This is a genomic window from Streptomyces sp. HUAS ZL42 (genome assembly GCF_040782645.1).
GTDB lineage: Bacteria > Actinomycetota > Actinomycetes > Streptomycetales > Streptomycetaceae > Streptomyces.
Genome location: NZ_CP160403.1, coordinates 9,143,125 through 9,168,591 on the forward strand (window position 1 = coordinate 9,143,125; position 25,467 = coordinate 9,168,591).

Annotated in this window: 23 protein-coding genes; 9 read left to right on the forward strand and 14 right to left on the reverse strand. The window is 71.5% G+C overall.

Features of this window, described 5'->3' with window-relative positions; genetic code table 11:
• Positions 1-67: 67 nt before the first annotated feature.
• Positions 68-550, forward strand: coding sequence for a VOC family protein (locus ABZO29_RS41765; RefSeq protein WP_367325414.1), 483 nt, complete (start codon positions 68-70; stop codon positions 548-550).
• A gap of 40 nt (positions 551-590) precedes the next feature.
• Here ABZO29_RS41765 and ABZO29_RS41770 read toward each other — a convergent pair whose 3' ends face one another.
• The 6 genes from ABZO29_RS41770 to ABZO29_RS41795 form a co-directional block, all read right to left on the reverse strand.
• Complete coding sequence (locus ABZO29_RS41770) at positions 591-1,481, reverse strand: aminoglycoside phosphotransferase family protein (protein WP_367325415.1); 891 nt, start codon at positions 1,479-1,481, stop codon at positions 591-593.
• A 52-nt stretch (positions 1,482-1,533) separates the two neighbouring features.
• Positions 1,534-2,445 carry an SGNH/GDSL hydrolase family protein gene (locus ABZO29_RS41775; RefSeq protein WP_367325416.1) on the reverse strand — a complete coding sequence of 304 codons (912 nt, stop codon included), beginning with the start codon at positions 2,443-2,445 and terminating at the stop codon, positions 1,534-1,536.
• A gap of 105 nt (positions 2,446-2,550) precedes the next feature.
• Positions 2,551-3,432 carry a geranyl diphosphate 2-C-methyltransferase gene (locus ABZO29_RS41780; protein WP_367325417.1) on the reverse strand — a complete coding sequence of 294 codons (882 nt, stop codon included), beginning with the start codon at positions 3,430-3,432 and terminating at the stop codon, positions 2,551-2,553.
• 49 nt (positions 3,433-3,481) lie between these two features.
• On the reverse strand, positions 3,482-4,543 hold the full coding sequence (locus ABZO29_RS41785; protein ID WP_367325418.1) for a family 2 encapsulin nanocompartment cargo protein terpene cyclase: 1,062 nt from the start codon (positions 4,541-4,543) through the stop codon (positions 3,482-3,484).
• 16 nt (positions 4,544-4,559) lie between these two features.
• A complete protein-coding gene (locus ABZO29_RS41790; protein ID WP_367325419.1) occupies positions 4,560-5,996 on the reverse strand; it encodes a family 2B encapsulin nanocompartment shell protein in 1,437 nt (478 codons plus the stop codon).
• 188 nt (positions 5,997-6,184) lie between these two features.
• Complete coding sequence (locus tag ABZO29_RS41795) at positions 6,185-7,192, reverse strand: zinc-binding alcohol dehydrogenase family protein (protein WP_367326386.1); 1,008 nt, start codon at positions 7,190-7,192, stop codon at positions 6,185-6,187.
• 152 nt (positions 7,193-7,344) lie between these two features.
• Here ABZO29_RS41795 and ABZO29_RS41800 point away from each other — a divergent pair, with 152 nt between their 5' ends.
• On the forward strand, positions 7,345-8,145 hold the full coding sequence (locus tag ABZO29_RS41800; protein ID WP_367325420.1) for a VOC family protein: 801 nt from the start codon (positions 7,345-7,347) through the stop codon (positions 8,143-8,145).
• Between the two features lie 41 nt (positions 8,146-8,186).
• The gene (locus ABZO29_RS41805; protein ID WP_367325421.1) at positions 8,187-8,903 is read left to right on the forward strand and encodes a ribonuclease H; all 717 of its coding nucleotides are present in this window, start codon (positions 8,187-8,189) and stop codon (positions 8,901-8,903) included.
• On the opposite strand, the gene ABZO29_RS41810 is transcribed toward ABZO29_RS41805, so the two are convergent.
• Positions 8,885-9,706 carry a tyrosinase family protein gene (locus tag ABZO29_RS41810; protein ID WP_367325422.1) on the reverse strand — a complete coding sequence of 274 codons (822 nt, stop codon included), beginning with the start codon at positions 9,704-9,706 and terminating at the stop codon, positions 8,885-8,887. The two genes, ABZO29_RS41805 and ABZO29_RS41810, sit on opposite strands and share 19 nt — an antisense overlap.
• A 32-nt stretch (positions 9,707-9,738) precedes the next feature.
• Positions 9,739-10,107, reverse strand: coding sequence for a tyrosinase cofactor (locus tag ABZO29_RS41815; protein ID WP_367325423.1), 369 nt, complete (start codon positions 10,105-10,107; stop codon positions 9,739-9,741).
• A gap of 421 nt (positions 10,108-10,528) precedes the next feature.
• Here ABZO29_RS41815 and ABZO29_RS41820 point away from each other — a divergent pair, with 421 nt between their 5' ends.
• From ABZO29_RS41820 to ABZO29_RS41835, 4 genes are all read left to right on the forward strand, one after another.
• The gene (locus ABZO29_RS41820) at positions 10,529-11,998 is read left to right on the forward strand and encodes an MFS transporter (protein WP_367325424.1); all 1,470 of its coding nucleotides are present in this window, start codon (positions 10,529-10,531) and stop codon (positions 11,996-11,998) included.
• Positions 11,995-12,576, forward strand: coding sequence for a TetR family transcriptional regulator (locus tag ABZO29_RS41825; protein ID WP_367325425.1), 582 nt, complete (start codon positions 11,995-11,997; stop codon positions 12,574-12,576). Before ABZO29_RS41820 ends, ABZO29_RS41825 begins: the two co-directional genes overlap by 4 nt.
• A 38-nt stretch (positions 12,577-12,614) precedes the next feature.
• Positions 12,615-13,598: an aldo/keto reductase gene (locus ABZO29_RS41830; RefSeq protein ID WP_367325426.1), complete on the forward strand. Its 984-nt coding sequence runs from the start codon at positions 12,615-12,617 to the stop codon at positions 13,596-13,598.
• Between the two features lie 84 nt (positions 13,599-13,682).
• On the forward strand, positions 13,683-14,168 hold the full coding sequence (locus ABZO29_RS41835) for a DUF6328 family protein (RefSeq protein ID WP_367325427.1): 486 nt from the start codon (positions 13,683-13,685) through the stop codon (positions 14,166-14,168).
• Here ABZO29_RS41835 and ABZO29_RS41840 read toward each other — a convergent pair.
• The 3 genes from ABZO29_RS41840 to ABZO29_RS41850 all read right to left on the reverse strand — a co-directional run bounded on the left by ABZO29_RS41840 (position 14,101) and on the right by ABZO29_RS41850 (position 17,000).
• Entirely contained in the window at positions 14,101-14,763 is a 663-nt protein-coding gene (locus ABZO29_RS41840; protein ID WP_367326387.1) for a DUF2238 domain-containing protein, read from the reverse strand. The two genes, ABZO29_RS41835 and ABZO29_RS41840, sit on opposite strands and share 68 nt — an antisense overlap.
• 120 nt (positions 14,764-14,883) lie before the next feature.
• Positions 14,884-15,918, reverse strand: a complete 1,035-nt coding sequence (locus tag ABZO29_RS41845) for a hypothetical protein (RefSeq protein ID WP_367325428.1) — start codon at positions 15,916-15,918, stop codon at positions 14,884-14,886.
• A gap of 110 nt (positions 15,919-16,028) precedes the next feature.
• Positions 16,029-17,000, reverse strand: coding sequence for an LLM class F420-dependent oxidoreductase (locus tag ABZO29_RS41850; protein WP_367325429.1), 972 nt, complete (start codon positions 16,998-17,000; stop codon positions 16,029-16,031).
• 113 nt (positions 17,001-17,113) lie between these two features.
• Here ABZO29_RS41850 and ABZO29_RS41855 point away from each other — a divergent pair, with 113 nt between their 5' ends.
• Positions 17,114-18,553, forward strand: coding sequence for a serine hydrolase domain-containing protein (locus ABZO29_RS41855; protein WP_367325430.1), 1,440 nt, complete (start codon positions 17,114-17,116; stop codon positions 18,551-18,553).
• 25 nt (positions 18,554-18,578) lie between these two features.
• On the opposite strand, the gene ABZO29_RS41860 is transcribed toward ABZO29_RS41855, so the two are convergent.
• From ABZO29_RS41860 to ABZO29_RS41870, 3 genes are all read right to left on the reverse strand, one after another.
• Positions 18,579-20,246 carry a serine/threonine protein kinase gene (locus tag ABZO29_RS41860; protein ID WP_367325431.1) on the reverse strand — a complete coding sequence of 556 codons (1,668 nt, stop codon included), beginning with the start codon at positions 20,244-20,246 and terminating at the stop codon, positions 18,579-18,581.
• 364 nt (positions 20,247-20,610) lie between these two features.
• Entirely contained in the window at positions 20,611-21,570 is a 960-nt protein-coding gene (locus ABZO29_RS41865; protein WP_367325432.1) for a threonine/serine dehydratase, read from the reverse strand.
• 362 nt (positions 21,571-21,932) lie between these two features.
• The gene (locus tag ABZO29_RS41870) at positions 21,933-23,282 is read right to left on the reverse strand and encodes a CAP domain-containing protein (protein WP_367325433.1); all 1,350 of its coding nucleotides are present in this window, start codon (positions 23,280-23,282) and stop codon (positions 21,933-21,935) included.
• Positions 23,283-23,641: 359 nt separating this feature from the next.
• On the opposite strand from ABZO29_RS41870, the gene ABZO29_RS41875 reads away from it, so the two are divergent.
• Complete coding sequence (locus ABZO29_RS41875; protein ID WP_367325434.1) at positions 23,642-25,438, forward strand: M4 family metallopeptidase; 1,797 nt, start codon at positions 23,642-23,644, stop codon at positions 25,436-25,438.
• Positions 25,439-25,467 lie beyond the last annotated feature (29 nt).

Sequence of the window (25,467 nt, forward strand, 5' to 3'; positions counted from 1 at the left end):
GACCGATGAGTTTCCCGGCGAGGATCGGTCGACAGGGATGACCGCGTCTCCACCCCAGGAGGTACTCATGGCCACCGACGGACTCACCACGTGTCTCTGGTTCGACGACCAGGCCGAGGACGCCGCCCACTACTACGTGTCGATCTTCAAGAACTCCAGCGTCGGCAAGGTCGCCCGCTACCCCGAGGGAGCCCCCCGCCCGGCGGGTGCCGTGCTGACCGTCGAGTTCACGGCCAACGGCCACAAGTTCGTCGCACTCAACGGCGGGCCCGAGTTCAAGTTCAACGAGGCGATCTCCTTCCAGATCTTCTGCGAGAACCAGGAGGAGATCGACTACTACTGGACCAAGCTCACCGAGGGCGGCGGCGAGCCCGGCCCGTGCGGCTGGCTCAAGGACAGGTACGGCGTGTCCTGGCAGGTCATCCCGGACGGGCTCGACGACATGATCAGCGACCCGGACCCCGCGAAGGCGTCCCGCGCGACCCAGGCGATGCTGGCGATGCACAAACTCGACATCGCCGCCCTGGAGCGGGCGTATGCCGGGGAGTGACACACCACCGGGGCAGGGCCGACCCCGCTCGGCCCTGCCCTCATGCGCACTCGGTGAGGATCTCCCGGATCACATGCCGTGAGTTCTCCGCCACCGGCGGATTGGTCACCCAGTAGTACGGCAGCGCGATCAGCGCGATCGACAGCGCCCAGCCCCGGCCGCGTGCCCACTCGGCGTCGTCCGCGCCCACGGCCTCCCGGAAAGTGCCCCGGGCCCCGGCCGGCAGCAGGTTCCAGGCCACGATCAGGTCCGCGGCGGGGTCACCCACGCCTGCCGTGCCGAAGTCGATCACCGCGCTCAGCCGCCCGCCCCTGACCAGCACGTTCCCCGGCATCAGGTCCCCGTGGGCCCAGACGGGCGGCGCGGTGTGCCGCGGGAGCCGCAGCGCCTCGTCCCACAGCCGCGTCACGGCATCGGTGTCGATCCTCCCGTCCAGCTGCGCGATGGCCGCCCGGGTGAACTCGTCCCGGCTCGCGAGCGGGACGCCCCGGTAACCCGTGGGCCCGTCCTGCGGATCGGTCCGGCGCAGCGCCCGTACGAACGCCGCCAGGTCCTCGGCGAGCAGCTTGGGCTCCTCGACGGCCCCGACGACCGGGTTGTGACCGTCCAGCCATCGGTACACGGACCAGGGCCACGGAAAGCCCGCGCCGGGCTCGCCCCGCCCCAGCGGCTCCGGCACGGGAACCGGCAGCCCGGACGCCAGCCGCGGCAGCCAGCGAAGTTCGTGGGCGACGTCGTCGACGGCGCCGGGGTGGCGCGGCAGTCGTACGACCAGGCCGGTACCGAGCCGGAACATGGCGTTCTCGGTCCCGGACGACTTCAGGCGCTCCACGGGCAGACCGGCCCATCGAGGGAACTGCCCGGCGACCAGACGGCCGACCGTGGTCGCGTCGATGTCCACCTCACCGGCGCGCATCTTCTGGGCACACATGCGCCCCATTCCAGCGATCAACACTCGTGTTGTCGAACGAATTCAACGGTGCTCAACGCGAGCGGAGCGTCTCGCCGACGACCCGGGTGATCTCGCGCGCGATGCGCAGGATGCCCGGGGAGCGGACCGGGCACGGCTTCGGTGTGGACGTCGTGGGCGCCAGACAGAAGTGCAGGTAGTCGTCGTCGCGATGGAGAGCGGTGCGGTCGCTGCCGGATGCGGTGCAGTAGCCGGGGTGGGTGCGCTCGTACGGGGTGCACGGCAGGTACTGAACCCAGTTGAAGCGGGCCCCCGCGGCGCTCACCACCTTCCCGGCGTCGGCCAGCAGGTCGCCGGATGCGCCGGCGCGCAGTTCGTAGATGCCGTTCACCAGGCGCACCCGGTCCGGGGTGATCGGGTCCGGCCCCTGCAGCACCCACACGATCCGCGGCCGGTGCGCGCCTCCGGCCGCGGCGATCTGCTCGGTGAGCTCCTTCGCGTCGGACTCGTACCGCTTGTGGTAGCGCTCGCGGGACGCGTCGTAGGTGATCCCGTCCATGCACGGTGTGTAGCCCCAGGCGTTGCCCCAGAACTGCAGCACCACGAAGTCGGGCCGCAGCCTGCGCACCAGGGCGGCCGCCTTGTCCGCCGCCGGGACCAGGGACCGGTCCGCCCTGCCCTCCAGGTAGTCGCACAGGGTGGTTCCCGAGTACGGCGCGCTGGTGTACCGGGCCTTGAGGTCCTTGCGCAGCTCCTGGCCGAGCACCTTCTGGTTCTCCATGGCGAGCGAGTCACCGAGATAGAGCACGGTGGGTGCCTGCGCGGGCGCGGTGCTCGCGGGTGCGGCGGCCCGCTGGTGCGTGGCCGCCGAAGCCCCGGGCCCGGATGGCGAGGGAGGCGGGGCCTCCGGCGCCGACGCCGGATCACCGCACGCTCCGAGCAGCACCCCGGCCAGCACCACGCCCACGACCCACGGCTTGCGCATACGGCAACTCCCGCCCCGGCCACCGAAAACGGCTCCCCAGGCAAGCACAGCCCGGCGCAAGGGGGAAGACGTCCGGCGGCCGGAGCGCGGCATCCCGCCAGGGGCTCAGACGCGGTCGGCGGCGATGAGCAGGTACTGGAAGCTGCCGTTCTGGTACGCCGTCAGGAACGTCTGCTCGATGCCCGTGACGAGATGGTCGGCCTCTTTGCGCAGCTCCCAGTAGGGGATGGCTGCGGCGGTGAGGTCCTCCACGTGGACCGGGACCAGCCGGTTGCGGGCCATGGCCCTGAAGTAGGCCGAGCGCGGGTGGATGTCGCAGATGTAGTGGGCGTTGATGAGGGACACCTCCCGGGAGGCCTGTCCGTAGGTGTCGTTGTAGCAGCCGGTGATCACGACGTAGCGTCCGCCGCGGCGCAGCAGGCGGGAGTGCTCGGCGAACAGCAGGTCCAGCTCGACGTACATGGTGGACTCGTTGTTCCACGAGGCCGCGTACGCGCCGGAGTCGAAGCCGGTGTCGAGCATGTTGCGGTGGTGGTAGCGCACCTTGTCGTCGATGCCCCGCTTGCGTGCCTGTGCGCGCGCGAACTCGGCCTGTTTGGCGGAGATCGTGACACCGTCCGCGTGGCAGCCGTAGCGCAGGTTCGCCACCACGCTGCCGCCGCCGCGGCCGCAGCCGGCGTCGAAGACGCGGTCGGCGGGGGAGAGGGGGCCGAGGTGGCCGGCGAGGAGTTCGGCCTGGGCGTGCTCCAGCCGGTGCAGTTCGGCGGTGATGCGCTCCCGGCGCAGGCCGGGGTCGGGTTCGTCGAGCACCGTCCAGTCGGCGGCGCCGACGCCGTAGTGATGGTGGTAGAGGTCGTCGATCTTTCCGAGTTCGAGGTTGACCGGGTTCTCCTCGGCGTTCCAGTAGTCCGCGACGCGGGTCTGGTACGTGGACTGGGCCGGCACCGGTGCCGTCGTGATGCCGGCGTGGGGGGCGGTGGTGGTCAACGGTGACTCCTCCTGGTGGTGCGTGTGACGGTGGGTGGTTCGGCGCGGATCACCAGTAGTCGGGCAGGTGGTAGCGGTGGCTGTTGGTGGCGTGCCACTCGTGGTTGCCGGCCACCCAGTCGGACAGCCCCCGCGCATAGCGCTCGACGAGCGGTGAGGTGGCGGACAGGAGCGCGGACTCCTCCTCGAACGCCTCCATGATCTGGTTGTGGATCTCGACGGCCTTCAGATACGCGGCCTTCAGCCCGCACCGCTCGTTGGCGGCGACGACCTGCGGCAGGTTGAGGTGGGTCGGGTCGTTGGCCAGTTCCTTGGTGAACGAGTACAGGTCGTTGACGATCGTGGTGGCGTTGCCGGCGAGTGCGGTGATGCGCTGGATCTCGGGGCGGGCGTAGACCGCCTCGGGCAGTTCGTAGCCGTCCACGGCGTCGACGATCGACAGACAGGGACGGAAGTTGTTGAACTGCCGCATCACCAGGTACTCCCACACCCGGGGCACGTACCGGGTCTCGCCCCATGCCGCCTCTCCGAGGTAGCCCAGGTGCAGCCGGGCGATGTCGTGCACGAACCGGTCGGTCTGGCTGGGGGTGGCGAGCGCGGCGTAGTCCTTCAGCGCCCAGTGGTACGAGCGCAGCGGGCCGTCGGCCTGCATGCCGTGCAGCCACTGCTCCTGCAGTTCGGGAGTGCCGTGGTACGGGTCGAGCGCCGCTTGGGCCAGGATCAGCCGTCCGCCGAGGCCGCGCCGCGAACCCCCCTTGTCGCCGTCCTCCTCGCAGTAGCAGTCGTCGACGATGTTCTCGGCCAGCAGCAGCTTGCCGGCCACGGTCAGGCGCTCCAGGTCGGCGGCACCCGGGTGCTGGAGCACCACCGCCCGGCCGAACTGGAACCCCGAGAAGTCGCCCGACCACGCATCGGGGAACAGGTCGAGGCGCCGCGCCCAGGTCTCCAGCCTGCGGTCGATCTCCCGGACCCGCTCGGGGTCGGCGGGGGCGACCTGCCGGTACCGCAGCCCTGGGATCGCCCCGCCGCGGCGGCTGCGCACGGTGCGGGCGAGGTTGGGTGGACCGGGCAGCGGCATCGAGGCGGCGCCGGCGGTCGGGGACGTGCTCATCGGGTGCTCCACGCGGTCACTCGGCCGTCCGGCCGATCTGGGCGTTCTCCAGGATTCCGACCGCGTCGGGGACGAGGATGGCCATCGAGTAGTAGGCGGTCACGAGGTAACGGATGATCGAGTTGGCGTCGATGCCCATGAACCGCACGTTGAGGCCGGGCTGGTACTCCTCGGGGATGCCCGTCTGATAGAGGCCGACGGTGCCCTGGTCGCCCTCTCCGGTGCGCAGCGCGATGATGCTGCTGGTGTGCTGCGGGCTGATCGGGATCTTGTTGCACGGGAAGATCGGGACGCCGCGCCAGGCGGGGATCTCGTGCCCCTCGACGCTCGCCGTGCCGGGCACCAGACCACGCCGGTTGCACTGCCGGAAGAAGGCCGCGATCGCCTTCGGATGGGCGAGGAACAGCTTGGTCTTGCGGCGCATCGACAGCAGCTCGTCCATGTCGTCGGGGGTGGGCGGCCCCGCGAAGGTGCTGATGCGCTGTCCGTAGTCGGCGTTGTGCAGCAGTCCGAACTCCCGGTTGTTGACCAGCTCCCACTCCTGGCGTTCCCGGATCTCCTCAACGGTGAGGCGGAGTTGCTGCTCGGTCTGGTTCATCGGGTCGTTGTAGAGGTCGGCGACCCGGGTGTGGACGCGCAGCACGGTCTGGGTGAGGGACAACTCGTACTCGCGCGGCGCGAGTTCGTAGTCCACGTAGCCGCCGGTGATCGTGGGTTCGCCGACGTGGCCCGCCTGCACCGGGACATCGGCCTCACCCTTGCGGTTCATCGGCAGTCTCTGCCGCTCGGCGTACGTCTCGAGGTGGGCGGCGAGGGACGGTGCCCGTCCGGTGAGCTCCGTGACCACGCTCCAGGGGAGCACCAGGAGCACGCCCGCGGTCTCGGCCCGCACCGAGCTCAGCCACAGCGGGTCGGACTGGCCGATCGCCTCGTCGCCCATCTGGTCGCCGTCGGTGACGACCCCGACGATCTCCTCCTCGCCGTACTTGCCCTCGGTGAAGCGGGTGAACCGGCCGTGCACGACGAGATAGGTCTCGGTGACCGGCTGCCCGGCCGCGAAGAGGATCTGGCCGGCGCGGACCTGCCGGACCCGGAAACGGCCGGCGAGCTCCTTCAGGACGTCCGTGTCGGAGTAGCCGCGCAGCACGGGCAGTTCCGTGAGCGTCTGGGGGATGACCTTGATGTCGTCGGCGCCGTTCTGCTCGAACTGCACCCGGCCCCGGCCCACGCGGAGCTGGAGGCGCCGGTTCACCCGGTACGTGCCGCCCCTGACGTCCACCCACGGCAGCATCCGCAGCAGCCAGCGTGAGCTGATGGCCTGCATCTGCGGTTCGGACTTGGTGGTGGTGGCGAGCTGACGTGCCGCGTGGGTGCTGAGACTGGTGAGCCGACCGCCGGAACTGGGTTCGGGTTCGTCGATGGCGGGACCGGCGGCGCCGTCCGGTGTGGACACATTCCCTCCCGGGGAGATGAGCGGGCTGGTGCGCGTGTACAAGCGAAACAGCGCCGGTGACGGCCGGGGTAGGGCGTGAAGGAGGCGTTTTTGGTCCTTGGTGGTGCAAACCTGCCGTATGGGGCAGTGGGCGCACCGTGTGTGCTCGTGCTCCCCTCCCGTGCTCCCGCACGCTTGGGAAGCCGCGTTCAGGACAGGTCGTTCACCAGCACCGCGGCCCCGTCGAAGCGCCCGTCCTTGAGGTCCCGCAGCGCCTGAGCGGCCCGCGACAGCGGATAGGTGTGCGTGGTCGCGCGGACGCCGTGCCGGGCGGCCAGGGTCAGGAACTCCCGGGCGTCCGCACGTGTGTTGGAGGTGACGCTGCGGATCTCCTTCTCGTAGAACAGCTCGCTCTCGTAGTGCAGGGGCGGTACGTCGCTCAGGTGGATGCCGGCGATCGACAGCACCCCGCCCCGGTCGAGGGCCCGCAGCGCCACCGGCACCAGGTCGCCGACGGGGGCGAACAGGATCGCGCTGTCCAGGGGCTCCGGGGGCGTCTCGTACGCGTCGCGGGCCGAGGCGGCCCCGAGCTCCAGCGCGAGACGGCGAGCGGCCGCACCCCGGGTCAGGACGTGCACGGTGGCGCCCTCGGCCAGCGCCACCTGCGCGCACAGATGGGCGCTGCCCCCGAAGCCGTACAGTCCGAGCCTCCCGCCCGGCGGCAGCGCGGCGCGCCGCAGTGCCCGGTAGCCGATGATGCCGGCGCACAGCAGCGGCGCGAGCGCCACGTCGTCGAGGCCGCCGGGCAGCCGGTGGGCGAACGCCGCCGGAACCGTCGTGTACTCCGCGTAGCCGCCGTCGGCGTCCCAGCCGGTGTACCGCGACCGCGGGCACAGGTTCTCCGCGCCCCGCGCGCAGTAGGCGCAGGTGCCGCAGGTGCCGCGCAGCCAGGCCACGCCCACCCGGTCGCCGACGGCGAAGCCGTTCACGTCCGCCCCGCGCCCCGCCACCACGCCCACCACCTCGTGCCCGGGCGTCACCCCGGACCGGTGCACCGGCAGGTCGCCCTCGGTGACGTGCAGATCCGTACGGCACACGCCGCACGCCCGCACGTGCACGAGCAGCTCATCGGCCTCGGGCACGGGCACCGGCCTCTCGACGAACCGGAGAGGCCCCTTCTCCACCGGTCCCGGCGCCGTCACCGACCACGCGCGCATCGTCCCGTCCGCCATACCGTGCCCCGTTCCGTCGCAGAGCAGACCGTGTCACTCCAGTGTGTAACGGCCGAAGGGTTCGGCGCGCGGTCCGACCGGCGCGTGACTAGCGTGAGGAATCGGACAACCCACCGATCCGGAAGAGGTCCGCAGTCATGGCCGTGCAACCTGAGGGAACCCCCTGCTGGGCCGACGCGATGTTCAGCGACGTCGAGGGGGCCAAGAGCTTCTACGGCGACGTCCTCGGCTGGAGCTTCGGCGAGGCGTCGTCGGAGTACGGCAATTACACCCAGGCCTATGTGAACGGCAAGGCGGTCGCCGCGGTCGTACCGCCGATGCCGGGCCAGGAGGGCCAGTCGCAGTGGTGCCTCTACTTCGCCTCCGCCGACGCCGCCGCCACCGCGGTGAAGATCCGCGAGAACGGCGGTGAGGTGCTGATGGAGCCGATGCAGGTCGGCGAGTTCGGCACCATGTGCCTGGGCCGCGAGCCCAGCGGCGCCGTGTTCGGGGTGTGGCAGGCGGGCACCCACGAGGGCTTCGAGGCGCCGCCCGAGCAACCCGGCGCGTTCTGCTGGGCCGAGGTCTTCACGCGTGAGCCGGAGAAGACGGACGCGTTCCTCCCCGCGGTCTTCGGCTACTCGGCGAAGCAGCTGCAGGACGAAGCCGTCGACTTCCGCCTGTTCAACCTCGGCGACGACACGGTCCTCGGCCGGATGAAGATGACGGACGAGTTCCCGCCCGAGGTCCCGTCGTACATCAACGTCTACTTCACCGTCGACAACTGCGACGACGCCGTCGCGAAGGCGACCAAGCTCGGCGCCGTTCTGCGGTTCGGACCGATGGACACGCCGTTCGGCCGGTTCGCCGCCCTCAGCGACCTGCAGGGCGCGAACTTCTCGGTGATCGACGTCACGACGACCGCGGGTGAGATGCCGCAGTCCGTCGACGTCCCCTAGACCTGCCCCAGGCCGTGGCCGAGCCCCCGCCCCGCCATGGCATGATCGTACGCATGCGTGAACGTGTGGTGGCCGCGTGCGACGGGGCTTCGAAGGGGAACCCCGGTCCGGCGGGCTGGGCCTGGGTGGTCGCGGACGACTCGGAGACTCCGGCCCGCTGGGAGGCCGGGCCGCTCGGCAGGGCGACCAACAACGTCGCCGAACTCACCGCCCTGGAGCGTCTGCTGGCGGCGACCGACCCTGCCGTGCCGCTCGAGGTCCGCATGGACTCGCAGTACGCCATGAAGGCGGTCACGACCTGGCTGCCCGGCTGGAAGCGCAACGGCTGGAAGACGGCGGCGGGCAAGCCGGTCGCCAACCAGGAGCTGGTGGTGCGCATCGACGAGCTGCTCAGCGGCCGCTCCGTCGACTTCCGCTACGTCCCCGCCCACCAGGTCGACGGCGACCGGCTCAACGACTTCGCCGACCGGGCCGCCAGTCAGGCGGCGAGCGTGCAGGAGGCCGCGGGCAGCGACCTGGGCTCACCCGAGCCGCCGCCCTCGCCCGACACTCCGAAGCCGAGGTCCGGCCGGCCCTCCGGAGCCAAGTCGCCCCGGCGCAACGGCGCTTCCTCGTCCCGCACGATCAAGGCGAAGTTCCCCGGCCGCTGTCCGTGCGGCCGCTCGTACGCCGCCGGTGAGCCGATCGCGAAGAACGCCCAGGGCTGGGGCCACCCGGACTGCCGTACCGTCGAGCCTGATCAGGCGTCGAACGTGTAGTGGGTCGTGTGGTCGAGCAGGTCCGCCGGAGTCGTGTCGTTCCACGGTTTCATCGTCTCGCCGAGGTCGACCACGTCCGGCGTCGCGCCGGCCGGCAGATAGCCGGAGCCGGGATGCCTGCGCTGCCACTCCGCCCACAGCTTGTCGACATAGGCGTGGTGCAGCCAGAACACGGGGTCGTTCGGGGAGACGCCGGTGGCCATCTGCCCGCCGACCCACACGTGGACCCGGTTGTGCAGGTTGACTCCACGCCACCCCTCAAGGTGATTGCGGAAGCCGTCCGACGCGCTGTTCCAGGGCGGCATGTCGTACGTCGCCATCGCCAGTACGGAGTCCACCTCGGCCCGGGTCGGCAGGGCGCGGCCGCCCGCGCCGAGCGAACGCCGTAGGTACGTACGGCCGTCCACGCGCACGTTGATCGCCCAGTTGCCCGTGGACGCGGCGAACGGCCCGTCCATCACCTGGCCGTCGCGGCTGCGCCCGGTGCCCCCGAGGAAGTCCGGCGCCCACAGGGAGGCGCGCGCGGTGCGGTCGGCGGTCCAGTCCCAGTACGGCAGCGCGACCGTGGCGTCCACCGACTGCAGGGCCCGCTCGAACTCCAGCAGGAATCTGCGGTGCCAGGGCAGGAAGGACGGCGAACGGTGGCCGGTGCGCTCGCCGTTGTCGCTGTCGCCCAGGATGAAGGCGTTGTGCGTGGTGACGAAGGTGTCGTAGCGGCCGCTGCGCTTGAGCTCCAGGAGGGCGGCGACGAGGCGGCGCTTCTCCTCGGCGGTCAGGTGGGCCTGGTTCTTGCGGACGGTCATGTGCGGGTGCTCCAAGTGTGCGTGGACGGCGGTCAGTTGGCGGGGAACGGGACGAGCCGGGCGCCCCGCAGTTCGTCGACCGCGGCACGTGCGGCGGCGCGCGGGGTGGGTACCGGGTCGTAGTGGCCGACCACGCTGATCCAGGTGCCGTCGGCGTTCCGCATCACGTGCAGTTCCACGCCGTCGACGAACACGGCGTAACCGGCGCCGTGGTGGTGACCGCTTCCGGCCGCCGGCCGGCCCTGTATGCGGCGGCCCTTGTAGACCTCGTCGAAGGGTTCGGGCGAGGCGTGGTCGTGTTCGGCGGCCCGTGCGGTCGGCGCGGTGAGCGACAGGGCGCCGGCGGTCGCGGCGAGGGCGGCAGCGGCGGTGAGCGCGCGGCGGCGGCTGAGTTCGGGCATGCGGGATCTCCCCAAAGGTGCGTTCGATTGACGGCACCGCATGCCTATCGGCCCTGACGAATGCGGGAGAAATCCCCCGAGGGTGGTTGGCTACGATCAGGACAATTGCGTAAATGTCGTGCAGTGTTGAACAAGGATGATCTTGCTGCGGAAGGGCCCCGGGTGCCGCGGAAGGAGAAATTCCTCCCCCTGGTGGCGGGGTTCCGGGTGATCTTTCGCGGCGCCATGTGCAGGCAGTGGCGCCGGTCACTCCGTGAATCTGGCGCGATCCGGATCATCGGGCCTCGATCCGCCCGCAGCCCGCACCGCCGCCCGGCATCCAGCCGGAAAAGGCTCGCGTTTCGAGGTGAATGGCGATTCACTGGTTGAGGTGAATCGTCATTCACCTCGATTTCGTTTCGCAGCGGACCCTGGAGTGCCCATGGCATTGCCCGCCCCGATACCCGACGACCCACCCGCCACCACCGACCGCCGGACGAGCCCACCCGGCCGGGCGGCCCTCCCGGCGCTGCGCAGCCGGCTCACCATCCCCGTGCTGGCGTTCGGCGGGATCCTCATGGCCGTCATGCAGACAGTCGTCGTCCCGCTGCTGCCGGACCTGCCCCGCCTCACCGGCGCCTCGCCGGGCACCGTCTCCTGGATGGTGACGGCCACACTCCTGTCGGGTGCCGTGCTCACCCCGGTCCTCGGCCGTGCCGGGGACATGTACGGCAAGCGGCGGGTGCTGCTCGCGGCCTTCGCGCTCATGGCGGCCGGCTCGGTGATCTGCGCCCTGACCTCAGAGATCGGCGTGCTGATCGCGGCGCGCGCCCTGCAGGGCGCCGCCTCCGCCGTCGTACCGCTGTCCATCAGCATCCTGCGCGACGAACTGCCCGCGGAGCGCCGGGGTTCCGCGGTGGCGCTGATGAGCTCCACGGTCGGCATCGGCGCGGCGCTGGGGCTGCCGGCCGCGGCCGTGGTCGTCCAGTACGCCAACTGGCACGTCATGTTCTGGGTGACCGGCGCCCTCGGCGCGACGGGCGTCGCGCTGACCCGGTGGGCGGTGCCGGAGTCCCCCGCGCGCGAGCCCGGCCGCTTCGACGTGCCGGGCGCGCTCGGGCTGGCCGCCGGCCTCGGCTGCCTGCTGCTGGGAGTGTCGCAGGGCGGGCCGTGGGGGTGGGGCAGTACCCGGACCCTCGGACTGTTCGGCGCTGCGGGCGTGATCCTGGGCCTGTGGTCGTGGCAGCAGCTGCGCGCCCGGCTGCCCCTGGTCGATCTGCGGCTGGTGTCGCGGCCGCGGGTCGGCCTGCCCCATGTCGCCGCTCTCCTGACCGGGTTCGCCTTCTACGCCAACTCCCTCCTGACGGCCCAGCTGGTGCAGGCGCCCCGGGCGACCGGATACGGGCTCGGGCTGTCCATCGTGGAGACGGGCCTGTGCCTGCTGCCCGGCGGCGTCATCATGCTGCTGATCTCGCCCGTCTCGGCGCGGATGTCGCAGGCACGCGGCCCGCGGGTCACGCTGGCCCTCGGTGCCGCGGTCATCGCCCTGGGCTACGCGGTGCGCATCGCGGACAGCCGCGAACTCTGGATGATCATCGTCGGAGCGGGGGTGGTGGCCATCGGCACCACCCTCGCCTACACGGCCCTGCCGTCCCTGATCCTGCACGCCGTCCCGGCCGGGCAGACCGCCTCCGCCAACGGCGTCAACGTCCTGATGCGCACCATCGGCCAGGCCACCTCCAGCGCCGCCGTCGCAGCGGTGCTGGTGCACCACACGCGGCCGGTCGGCGGGGCGCCGGTGCCGACGCTGCACGGCTATCTGCCGGCGTTCGCCCTCGCGGGCGCGATCGCCCTGGTGGCGTGCGCGGTGGCGCTGACCATCCCCGGCGACCCGGCGAACGAGGGACCATGAATGCCGTGAGCACTCCCTCCACGCACGCACCGGCCCGACGCGACGCCGAGGCCACCAAGGCGGCCATACTGCGCGCCGCCCGGTACCTCCTCGCCCGGCACGCCCATGCCGACATCACCCTCAAGGCGGTCGCCGACCGCGCCGGGGTGAGTCCGCCGCTGATCCTCAAATACTTCGGCAACAAGGACACCCTGTTCGCCCGTGTCATGTCCTTCGAGACCGACGCCGACGCCCTGCTGGACGCCCCACTGCCCGAGCTCGGCCGCCACATGGTCCGCCATGTACTCCTCAGCCAGCGGGAACGCGGCGCCGACCCGCTGCTGCGGATCGCGTTCGCACCCCTGCACGGCGACCACGGCGACATCCTCCGCGCCAACTTCCGCACCCAGGTCACCGAACGCCTCGCCACCCGTCTCACCGGTCCCGACGCCGGTTTGCGCGCCGAACTCGCCGTCGCCACCCTGCTCGGCCTCGGCGTGATGTTCGGCATCGCCCGCGGCACCGAACTCCGGGCCACCCCGCTCGACGACATCGTGGACCGCTACGCCCCCACCGTGCAGACACACCTCACACCCTGAAGAAGAGCCGGTCGATCAGGGGATGACAGACTGACACCATGGACGAGCGCGAATTCACCAGGTCGGGTCAGCACGCATCCGTGGTCGGTCTCGGCACATGGCAGCTGGGCGCCGACTGGGGAGACGTCGACGACAAGGAAGCCCTTGCCGTACTGGAGACGGCGGCCGAGTCGGGGGTGACCTTCTTCGACACCGCCGACGTCTACGGCGACGGACGCAGCGAGCAGACCATTGCCACGTTCCTGAGCAGCAGGCCCGATCTGCATGTGCTGGTCGCGACGAAGATGGGCCGCCGCGTCGAGCAGATCCCCGAGAACTACGTCCTGGACAACTTCCGCGCCTGGAACGACCGCTCCCGGCGCAACCTCGGAGTCGACCGCATCGACCTCGTACAGCTGCACTGCCCGCCGACCCCCGTCTACTCCACGGACGAGGTGTTCGACGCCCTGGACACCCTGGTCGCCGAGGAGCGCATCGCCCACTACGGCGTCAGCGTCGAGACCTGTGCGGAGGCGCTCACCGCGATCGCCCGGCCGGGTGTGGCGAGCGTGCAGATCATCCTCAACCCCTTCCGCATGAAGCCCCTGCGCGAGGTGCTTCCCGCGGCACGTGAGGCGGGCGTCGGGATCATCGCCCGCGTCCCGCTCGCCTCCGGCCTGCTGTCGGGCAAGTACACCAAGGACACCGTCTTCCCCGCCGACGACCACCGCACCTACAACCGGCACGGGGAGTCCTTCGACCAGGGCGAGACCTTCTCGGGAGTCGACTACGAGAGCGGCGTCGAGGCGGCCGCCGAGTTCGCCGCCCTCGCACCCGAGGGGTTCACCCCGGCCCAGCTGGCGCTGCGCTGGATCATCCAGCAGCCCGGCGTGTCCACGGTCATTCCCGGCGCCCGCTCTCCCGAACAGGCCCGCGCCAACGCGGCCGCCGCCGGGCTGCCGGAGCTGTCCGGCGAGACGCTCGCGGCGATCCAGGACCTCTACGACCGCCGGATCAAGGCCCAGGTGGAGGGCCGCTGGTGAACCCCGCGGGTCCAGGAGCAGCTGACCTGCTGCTCCTGGCCGCCCGATCTGTTTGAACGATCAGCAGCCGGTTACCCGGGCCGCATGGTGGAGGCAGACAGGCGGACGGGACGTGACGAGACAGCGGACGAACGGGCGGACCGCATGTGGGGCGACCTCATCCAGGAGGTCCGCGTGGCCCAGACGGGCGTCCAGATCCTTTTCGGCTTCCTGCTCACCGTCGTGTTCACACCGAAGTACGACCGGCTGGAGGACACGGACCAGACCATCTACATCGTGACGGTCGTCCTGGGCGCGGCCGCCACCGGCGCCCTGATCGGACCGGTGTCCCTGCACCGCCTGGTGTCCGGACGGCGGATCAAACCGCAGGCGGTGCAGTGGGCCTCCCGGCTGACCTTCGTCGGCCTGCTGCTCCTTCTCGCCACGATGACGGCCGCGCTCCTGCTGATTCTCCGGGTCGCCACCCACAACGCCTATGTGCCCTGGCTGGTGGCGGCCGTCGTCACCTGGTACCTGCTGTGCTGGTTCGCGCTGCCGCTGTGGACACGGCGCCGCCATACGACGAGGTGACAGACAACGCGGCGAGCTGGCGGTCGTGCAGCCGGCTCAGTACCAGGACCGAGACCGTGGCCCCGATCAGGGCGCAGAACATGTCCCACTGCGTGTCCCACACGTCACCCTGGGTGGCCAGGAACGCGTCCGCCGCCTGCCCGCCGATCACGGCGGCCGCCCACTCGAACATCTCGAAGACCGCGCTGAACGCGAGGCACGCGCACACCGTCAGCGGGGCCAGCCAGCGGCTTGCGCGCAGGGGCGAGGTGCGGCTCAGCAGCTCCCGTACCAGGACGGCGGGCACGAATCCCTGCATCAGATGCCCGAACCGGTCGTAGGGATTGCGCTCGAGCCCGAACGTGTCCCGCACCCAGTCGCCCAGCGGCACCTGCGCATACGTGTAGTGACCGCCCAGCGCGAGCACCATCGCGTGCACCGCCAGCAGGCAGCACAGCAGGTTCGTCAGCGGGAACCGCCGCCACCTCAGGACGATCAGCGGCAGCCCCACGACGACCCACACGGTCTCCAGGAACCACGTCATCCGGTCGTGCGGATTCCAGGCGGACAGGGCCAGCCCCGCCACCACGGCCCAGCCGAGAACGGCGGGCAGCATCCGGCGCGGGGCCGGGACGACAGCGGGCGGCGGGACTGCAGGAACAGCGGGCATCGGGACGCTCCTCGTCGTGGGAGCCCCCATCGTCGGGCCGGTGGGCGGCCGGCGGCATGAGTACGGCTACTCAGCTCGCCGTGCGCTGCCCTGCGCATCCCGCAGCGCCGCGAGGCACGTGCCGATGGCCTGCTGGAGCTCCTCCAGACGCTGGACCATGTCGTCCTCGTAGAAGTCCCCGGCGTCGTCGAAGGTCAGGTCCTCGAACACCCTGGTCGCCTTCTGCAGGCTGCTGTAGAACTTCGTCCGCCGCTCCTGCACACGCAGTTCGGGATCGGCCTCCACGGCCTCGACGACGAGGGACTTCATCGTGTCGTAGGCCTCGCTCGCCCACTCGCCGGTGTCCTCGTCCTCGTCCAGCTCGTCGATGAGCGACAGGTGCCGTTCGGCCTCCTGGCGCAAATCGGCGGGTGCGTCGACGGTCTGTCCCGCGGGGGTCCTGATCTGCCCCGACTCGGCGATCTGGCGCACATAGCCGATGCGGTCGGCGGACCGGCTCTCCGTGGCGACGGCCTTCTTCAGGTCGTCGGTGCGTACCACGTCGCGGGCCAACTCGGCCTGCAGCTCCGGGTCTTCGCGGACCCGGTCGAGCAGCGCCTGTCGCGCGGCCCGGGCGGTGGACGGGTCGGCGAGGATCGCGGCGCGCAGGGCAGTGGGGTTCTCCGCGACCTCCAGCGCCTTCGTGGGGCGGATCCCCTCGGCCTCGGCGGCCTCGGCGATGGCAGTGCCGCGCTCGGAGGTGGCGCTGTTGCGGGAGACGTAGTAGCTCAACCACGCGTCGGCGTCCGGCAGTTCCACGTCCTGGCCCGGCGCGAGGACCTCGAAGTGCGGGACCAGCCCGTCGTCGGCGGCGCGGTCCCACGCCTTGTAGTAGCGCATGACCCGCTCGGGGGAGCACCCGGCGAGCTCGGCGAACTCCTTCGCCGAGACCTTCGGCGTCTCGTCCGCCCCCTGCCCGCCGGGGCGCACACTGCGCGCCACCATGAGGCCGAACGCCCACCCTCCGGTCCGCGCGTAGACCCCGAACTCTCGTGCGTCCCGGGCGACGAGGTCGGACAGGGGCGCGGGGGACGTCTCGGACGGGGCGGTCGCCAGGCTCACGGGTGACTCTCCTGTACAGGCTGCTCGGACTGCAGTGGCGCAGAACGGAAGCCTATGGCACCGGCGGGTGGTGCTCCGTCGCTTCCCGGGGAGGTGGGATGCGGACGTGGTCAGGCGAAAGCGTCCCGGAGTGCGGGCAGCAGCGTCTTCTCCGCCCAGTCGAGATACGGCTCCTGCGCCTCGCCCCCGATCTGCACCAGGGCGATCTCGGTGAACCCGGCCTCGGCGTACGGGCGTACCGCCTCGACGAAGTCCTCCGGGTCGTCGCCGCACGGGATCGATGAGGCCACGTCGTCCGGGGTGACGTACTGCGTGGCGGACTCGAAGGAATCCGGGTGCGGTAGCTCCGAGTTGACCATCCAGCCGCCGCCGAACCAGCGGAACTGTGCGTGCGCCCGCTTCACCGCGGTGTCCCGGTTCGGGTCGTGACACACCGGGAGTTGGCCCACGCGCGGCTTGCCCGCGCCGCCGTGCCGGTCGAACGCCTCCAGCAGACCTCGTTCCGGCTCGGTGGCGATGACCAGGTCGGCGAGCCTGCCCGCGAGGGCGCAGGACTGCTCGCCCGAGGTGGCGATGCCCAGGGGCGGCGGCTCGTCGGGCAGATCCCACAGCCGGGCCGACTCCACGTCGAAGTGGGTGCCGCGGTGGTTCACATGCCCGCCCTCGAAGAGCGCGCGGATGATCTCCACGGCCTCCTCGAGCATGTCGTGCCGCACGTCCACGGAAGGCCAACCACCGCCCACCACATGCTCGTTGAGGTTCTCCCCGGAGCCGAGGCCCAGCCGGAAGCGGCCCCGGGACAGCAGTTGCATCGTGGCCGCCTTCTGCGCCACCACCGCCGGGTGATAGCGGAAGGTCGGACACGTCACGTAGGTCATCAGCGGGATCCGCGAGGTCGCCTGCGCGGCCGCGCCCAGCACGCTCCACGCGTACGGCGAGTGGCCCTGCGAGCGCAGCCACGGAAAGTAGTGGTCCGAGGTCACGGAGAAGTCGAAGCCCGCCTCCTCGGCACGGACCAGATGGTCCACGAGCTCACGCGGGCCGGCCTGCTCGGTCATCATCGTGTATCCGATCTGCACCATACGGGCCGAGTCCCCGGACACGGATGGCGAAAACGGGACGGACGGGCAGGGGCGCGCTGACCGAGGCGCGAAACCTCTCGATCACCACCCGGGCACCGGGAGAGGATGCCCGTATGTCTGTCCGACCGTTGCCCTCGAGCACCCCCGCCGCCCAGGGCGTCGACGCCGCCGGTGTCCACGCCTTCCTCGACGCCGTCGAGGCCGCCCCGGACATCGAACCGCACAGCCTGATGATCCTGCGCCACGGGCACCTCGTGGCCTGCGGCTGGTGGGCGCCGTACACGACCGAGCGCCTCCATCTCCTCTACTCGATCAGCAAGAGCTTCACCTCCACGGCCGCCGGATTCGCCGTGGCCGAAGGGCTGATGCGGCTCGACGACACGGTGATCTCGTACTTCCCGGAGTTCGACGCCGACATCACCGACCCGCGCAGCAGGGCGATGCTCGTCCGGCACGTGGCGTCCATGTCCAGCGGGCACGAGGCGGAGACCTTCGACCGGGCCCGCGCCCTCGATCCCGGGGATTGGGTCCGCGGCTTCCTCCTGCTGCCGCCGGACCGCGATCCGGGAACCGTCTTCGCGTACAACCAGTCCGCCACGTTCACGCTCGCCGCGATCGTCCAGCGCGTCACGGGGCAGTCGCTCACCCAGTACCTGCGGCCGCGGCTGCTGGATCCGCTCGGCATCGGCGAGGTGGCGTGGATCAGCGACCGGGCCGGCCGTGAGCTGGGCTTCAGCGGACTGCACGCCACCACCGACGCCGTCGCCCGGCTCGGACAGCTGTACCTGCGCGACGGCGTCTGGGAGGGCGAACGGCTGCTGCCGCAGGAGTGGGTCGCCGAGGCCACGCGGGAGCACATCCCCACGGCGGGCGCCATGGGGGAGACGTGGCAGGACTGGGACCGGGGGTACGGCCTGAAGTTCTGGAGGTCGCGGCACGGTTACCGCGGCGACGGGGCGTACGGCCAGTTCTGCCTCGTGCTGCCCGAACACGACGCCGTGATCGCCACGACCGCGGCGACGGTCGAGATGCAGGCCCTGCTGAATCTGGTCTGGGAGCACCTCCTGCCGGCGTTCGCGGCGCCGCTGCCCGACCGGGAGGACGCGGACGCGGCTCTCGCCGCGCGCCTGGCGCGCCTCGCACTCCCGCCGGCCGCGGGCAAGCCCGCACCTCCGGAGCGTGCCGGGGACTGGGCGGCGGCCGCGTTCGTGCCCTACGGCGGTGTCTGCGCGGACCAGCCGGGCCTGACCGCCGTCACGGTGAAAGCCGGAGAGGACGGCTGGACACTGACCCTCGACGAGGGCGGCATGCGCCTCGATCTCCGGCTGGGCGCGGACGGCTGGTCGGTGGGCGAGGAGCCGCTGCCGATCGCCGTGAGCGGCGGCTGGACCGATCCCGACACCCTCGCCGTCGATGTGGTGTTCCTGGAGACTCCGCACCGGCTGACGGTGACCTGTTCACTCACGGACCGGACGTTCACGGCACGCTGGGCCACGGCTCCGCTGCACGGCGGGCCGCTGCGCTCGCTGCGCGCGCCGCGCACGTCGGGCTGAGCACGGCGGGTTCGTTCCGGCCGGGTCAGTCCGACCCCGGCCGGAACGTCCGCAGGAACGTGTCCAGCGCCTGTCGGTTGACTGCGGCGTCCCAGTCGGCGGCGGGCGTCGTCCAGCGCAGCGAGAAGCCGCGGTGGCCGCCCAGGAGAAAGCCGCGGCCGAAGGTGCGGATGCGTGTGCCGTCCGGGTCGGAGAACCACTGCATGTCGGCGGCCTTGTACCCCTGGTACGTGGTCGCCCGGATCTCGCCGATGCGCTGGAAGCCCGCGGTCAGCCGCAGCCCGGGTTCGACGTCGTCGCGCCAGACGGCCACCGGGTCGGGGCCGACGGCTTCGCTGTACGTCACCGCGAGTGTGCGCGGGTCGCCGGACGCGCCGAACGTGACGCGGTACGCCTCGTCCGCTTCGGAGGTCTTGAGCCGCTTCCAGCCGTCGGGGAGGGCGATGGAGAACCCCTCGGGGGCGTCGTAGCGGTGGTAGCCGGCCGGCAGGGCGCCTGCGGAGGCCGACGGGGAGGTGCCGGTGGTCTGTGTGCCGGACGGGCTGGGAGTCGCTTCCGTGCGGTCGCCGCCGGGCGGCGACGCGGAGGCAGAGGCGGACGGGGTCGGAGTGGGTGCGGCTTCGGACGCGGTCGCGGAGGGGCGGGACTGCGCGTCGGACGCGGTCGCGGAGGGACGGGACTGCACGTCGGACGCAGTCGTGCCCAGGCCGGGCAGCTGGTCGGTGACGGCGAGGACCGCGACCGCCACGGTGACGAAGGCCAGTGCCGTCCCGGCCGCCATGGTCCTCCTGCTCCACCCCGGACCGGCGTGGCAGGCGGCGGCGTAGGCGCGACGCAGCCGGGGCTCGGGCATCTCCTCCAGGGCCGCGCCCGGGTCCTCGTTCAGAACGCGGGTGAGGGCGGTGCGGACCACCGGACGGCTCAGCCGCTCGCGGGAGTCCTTGCGGAGCAGTCCCGTCACCGTCCGGGTGAGGGGTCCGGCGCGCAGCGGTGTGCGCAGCGGCAGCCGGTCGACGCCTCTCAGGGTGGCCTCGGGCCGGCCCCGGTCACGGAACGGCGGGCGGCCCTCGACCATTGTGTAGAGGATCGCGCCCAGCGCCCACAGATCGGCCGCCGGGCCGATGCGCTCGTCACGGGCCTGCTCGGGGGAGGCGTACGACGGTGCGGTGACCCGGGGCGCGAGGGTGGCACCGGCGAGCCCGAACCCGGTGACGACGAGCTGGCCCCGCTTGCGGACGAACACCTGGCCGGGACTGAGTTCGCCGTGCGTGATGCCCTCGCCGTGCGCGGCTTCGAGCACGTCGAGCAGTTCCAGCCCGACGCGAGCCGCCCGGATGTAGTTGAACGCGCCCTTCTTCGCGAGGAGTTCCCCCAGCGGCGTGCCGTCGATCCGCTCGGTGACGGTCCACAGGGCACCCGGCTCCTCGACGGCGTCGATGACCGGCACGACCCGTCCGGGGCACAGCCGCGCCATCGTCTCGGACATGCGCAGGATGCGGCCCGTGGTCCGGCGCGGGGTCTCCTCGCAGGGGTCGTCCGGAAGCCCGATCCGGGTGACCAGACACGGGCGTTCGGTCTCGACGTCCTCGGCCTCCCAGCAGATGCGGTTGACCTCCCGGTGGACCACGTCGTGGAGTCGGTATCTCCCGGCGACCAACTCGTGCGCGGAGACGTGCGTCTTGACCATGGTCATCCCTCGCTGAACCCCCGGTTCCCATCTTTCCCAGTGGTACGGCGGCCCGGCCGGAGTGCGTTCAAAAGATCCGCAACTCCGGGGGATTTTCTGGCCTTTCTTCAAAAAAACCTGCGTGCGAGTGTGCGAGGAAAAGGTTCCCGGAGTCCCATCCGAGCGGATGTCGTCACGGCGTTCACCTCGATAGGACGCCCGCCGGGACACCCCCTGGAATTCGCGCCGCGCGTATCCGCGGCCCCAATAGCGCACCGACCTGGTGGTAACCAGCGGTAAACAGTTCACGTCGAGTCCGAGAACGAACTCGGCGACATGGCGCATTCAGCAGCAACCGCGGGAACGGCCGTTCTGCGGCATACACGGGCGGTCAGAGAAGCTGGAAGCTTTCCGCCCAGGTCACCAGGGACCGGGGCGTCGCATTGCCCCCGCACACCACCAGCCCGAGCCGGGCTCCCTCACCGACCCGCTCCAGCACCCGCCGGGCCGCCGGGAGGAGGCAGCCGGCTGCCGGTTCGGCCCACACCTTGGCGTGCTCGGCGAGTTCCAGGCAGCCCCGTACGGCCTCCCGGTCGGGGACCACGAGCACCTCGGTGACCAGCGCCGCCACATGGTCGTACGTCAGCTGCGACACCGACGGGGCGCTGAGCGTGGACACGATCGAGGACAGGGCGACCGGCACCGGACCGCCCGCCGCCAGCGCCTGCGACATGGCCTCGGCACCCTCGGTCTCCACACCCCAGATCCGCAGGTCCGGGCGGCGGGCCCGCAGGGCCGCCGCGACTCCGGAGATCAGACCACCGCCCCCGATACTGACGACCACGTCGGTGAGGTCGCCCGCGTCCTCGGCGAACTCCAGCCCGACGGTGCCCTGCCCGGCGACCACGAAAGGATCGTCGAACGGGTGGACCAGGGTCAGTCCCTCGTCCCGCAACCGCGTCACGAGCGAGAACGCGCCGTCCATGTCATCGGTCACCCGCACCGACGCACCCGCGTCCCGGGCGATCTCGACGGCACGGGCGGGCGCCGAACGCGGCATGACCACCGTGGCCTTCACATCGAGGGCGGCCGCCATGAGCGCCAGGGCGATCCCGTGGTTCCCGCCGCTGACCGCCACGACCCCGGCGGCCCGGTCGGCCTCGCTGAGTGAGAGCAGCTTCGCGGTGGCCCCGCGCGCCTTGAAGGAGCCGGTGCGCTGCAGCAGCTCCAGCTTGACCGTCACCGGGGCACCGAGCAGCGCGGTGAGGCCGGGGCTCGGCAGCGTCGGGGTGCGCACGACGTGCCCGGCGATCCGGTCCGCCGCGGCTTCGATGTCCGAGATGCCGATCAAGACGACCACCTTTCGTGTGCCGGTTGCGTCCGCACTTCGAACCCTCTCCCCGACGAGGACCGAGGTCAACAGGGGGCTGAACAGATCGTGGGGGGTGCCCCCGGGCGCGGCGACCGCTGACGGTGGGCCGGCAACTCGCCGAGTGGCCCGGCAAGCAGGGCCGGGGCCGCGTTGGGCGGCACCTTGTCACCGGCGACCGGGAGGCGGGCAGCGACCTGGATGCCGGCCGTAGCGGCGGCCTTGGCCCGTCGCCGCATGGCCGGCCGCTGGCGAGGGCGCGCAGGCCCGCCCGCCGGCCGGACACCTGTTGCCGATCAAGAGGTCGGAACGGCGTGGGGATCGCTCCCCGGGCGCCGTCGGCGTCAGGCGCCGAACAACTGCGTCCAGTACGTGCCCGCCCTGCCGCCGCCGGCGAATCCGACGCCGATGTGGGTGAAGCCGGGGTTGAGGATGTTGGCGCGGTGGCCGGGGCTGTTCATCCAGCCGTCCACGACCTCGGCGGGGGAGCGCTGGCCGCAGGCGATGTTCTCGCCGATGGTGCGCCGGGCGGAGCCCGCGGCGGCGGCCCGGTCCCAGGGTCGGCTTCCCTCGGGCGAGGTGTGCGAGTAGAAGGAGCGGGCCACCATGTCCGCGCTGTGTGCCTGCGCGGCCCTGGCCAGCAGGGGATCGGGGGCGAGCGGCCGCAGACCGGCCCGGGTGCGTTCCCGGTTGGTGAGGTCGACGACCTCGGCCTCGGTCCATGCGAGATCGCCCGGGGTGAGAGGTCTGGCCCACAGCGCGGTCCAGTACGTGTCGCCGGAGCGGCCGCCGCTGGCGTACGCCAGTCCGGTATGGGTGAAGACGGGGTCGTGCAGGGTTCGGCGGGCCTGCTCGGTGTCCAGGCAGTACGAGACGAACTCGGCGGGGGTGCGCGGGCCGGAGACCAGGTGCTCGCCCACCGTGACGTACGTGTACCCGGCGGTCGTGACGCGCTGGTGGACGGAGACGCCGTCCCGGCTCTCGACGCCCAGGCGTCCGGCGGCCGCCATGGCTGCGGAGTGCGCCTGCGCGGCGGAGACCAGCCGGGCATCGAGGGAGACGGGCGGGGAACCGACCGCAGAACGCGCCGAGTTGACCAGGCCGAGGAAACCGTCCGGGTCGGGGGAGGGGCTCGGCAGCGGCCGGGGTGCCTGCGGTGCCGGGACCGAGGATGCGCGCCCGGGTGCGACCGATGGCGTCGGTGAAACGGGTATGTCCTCGACGACATCCACCCCGAAGTCCCGCGCGAGGCCCGCCAGTCCGTCCGCGTATCCCTGCCCGAGCGCCCGCAGTTTCCAGCCCCCACCGCGCCGGTAGACCTCCGCGAGCAGCAGGACCGTCTCCTGCCGTGGACGGGATGGGGCGAAGCGGGCGAGCGGGCGGCCCTGGGCGTCGGTGACGTGGAGCGTGGGGGCGGGCCGGCGGGCCAGAGGAGTGCTGGGCTCGACGGGAGTGACGACCACCGTGACCCGGGTGGCACCGGCGCGCAGTGCTGCCGGTTCGAGGGTCAGCGTGTCGCCCCGGAGCCGGGCTCCGGGCGCGGCCGGCTGGTTGTAGAACACGAAGTCGCCGTCGCCCCGCACCTTGCCGCCGTCGTCCGTGATGAGCGCGGAGACGTCGAAGGGCCCGGGCACCCGGACGGTCAGCGAGCCGCCCGGGAGGGGCAGATTGCCCCCGGGGACCAACTCGCTCATCCTGCCGCCCTGGTGTCGTGGTGCGAAGCCCGGTGGGTACTGCCCGGAGAACGTGCGTCAGGGCGGGCGGGTTCCCCGCAGTGCGAGATCGATCACATCGGAGCGGGGCAACCCTCTCGCACGCCGTCACATCTCCACAGCCGAGACGCCGTTGATCGCCTGGCGATCACCGGGGATCGGATTCCGCAGGTTTTACGGCGAAGCGCTCCCGAAAGCGATCATTTTTCGCTTTACATGGACATGACTTATCCGCAAGGGTTTGGTCCCGGGGCCCGACCAGCCCCCATGGCGTTTCAACCGCGCCATGGCTCAAGGCGGTTGGTGAGCGAGGCCGCCAGGAACGAAGAGGAACCCTCATCTTGCGTAAGCCCCACATACGCAGCCTTGCGATCGCCGTCGCCGTGACGACGGCCGCCACGGGCCTGTCGGGCACGGCCTTCGCGGCCCCGCCCGCGGGGGAGGCCCTCGCATCGGCGAACGAGCCCTCGGCTGCCTCCGTCGTCGAGGCGGCCGACGCCGCCGCCTTCGCCCACGCCTCGGCGACCGGCGTGATCCAGGGCGACGAACTGAAGGCCCAGGACGTGCTGATCGACCCGGAGGGCGCACGCCACGTCCGGTTCGTCCGGACCCACCAGGGCATGCCCGTCCTCGGCGGCGACCTCGTCGTCCACCTCTCCCGGCAGCTGACCTACACCGGCGTCACCCGTGCCGCGGAGCACACCGTCCGGCCCGTCGCCGCCGGAGGGGCGAAGCTGACGGCCCGGCAGGCCGAGGCGAAGGCCGCCGCCGTGGCCCAGGGCGACCCGGCCGCCGCCGAACTCGTGGTGGACGCCCGCGACGGAGCCTCGGCCCTCGCCTACCAGGTACGGGTGACCGGCAGCGACACGACCGAGGGCGGTGGCTCCCGCACGGTCGTCGTCGACGCCGTGACCGGCAAGGTGCGCAGCAACACGCCCGACAACGACGAGTTCCTGTCGCCGCAGCTGCTCGACACCCTGCGCGAGCGCGGCGAGAAGCTGAACCCCGTCACCGGCACCGTCCCGCAGACCACGGGCCTCGCCGCGACGTCCGCCGCGGGCGCGGTCCGCTACCCCTCGACCGCCTCCGGCACCGGCACCTCCCTCTTCGTCGGCAAGGTTCCGCTGACCACCACGCGTACGGCCCGCACCAGCTACCTCCTCAAGGACCCCACCCGCTGGGGCACCGAGACCCGGGACGCCAAGGGCCTGGAACTGGAGAACTTCGCGCGGGGCAAGAAGTTCACCTCCACCGACAACAAATGGGGCAACGGCGCCGTCTCCCACCGCGCCAGCGCCGCGGTGGACGCCCAGTACGGCATCACGAAGACCCTGGACTTCTACAAGAAGACCTTCGGCCGCAAGGGCGTCGCGAACAACAGCAAGGGCGCCCTCGCCATGGTCCACTTCGGCAACAAGGTGGCCAACGCGTTCTGGGACTCGTACTGCGGCTGCATGCTGTACGGCGACGGCGACGGGGCGATGTTCAAGAAGCCCCTCGTCGTCCTCGACGTCACCGGCCACGAGCTCACCCATGGCGTCGTGGACGCGACCGCCCGCCTGGAGCCCACCCGCGTGGACACGGACGGCAACCAGTACGGCGAGCCCGGTGCCCTGAACGAGTCGCTGGCCGACATCTTCGGCTCCAGCGTCGAGTTCAGCGCCAACAACCCGAAGAACCCGCCCAACTACCTCGTCGGCGAGAAGCTGGGCCTGGCCCAGAAGTTCCTGCGCCGCCTCGACCGCCCGTCCCTCGACCGGCTCGAGGGAACCATCGACTACTGGTCACCGGAGGTGTACGACGCCGAGGTGCACGCGGGTTCCGGTGTCTCCTCGCACGCGTACTACCTCCTCGCCGAGGGCAGCGGACGCAAGACGATCGGAGGCTTCACCTACGACTCGCCGACCTACGACGGCTCCACGGTGAAGGGCATCGGCCGGACCAAGGCCACCGCGATCTTCTACCGGGCCCTGACCCGCTACATGGTCTCCACGACCGACTTCCACGACGCGCGCGTCGCCACGCTGAAGGCGGCCAAAGACCTCTACGGCGCGACCAGCAACGAGTACAGGACGGTGGTCCGGGCGTGGGCCGCCGTCAACGTGACGGCCGCGAACACGCCCGCCCCGCGGAACTGACGCCGGGCGCGGCCGGGTGCCCCGCACCG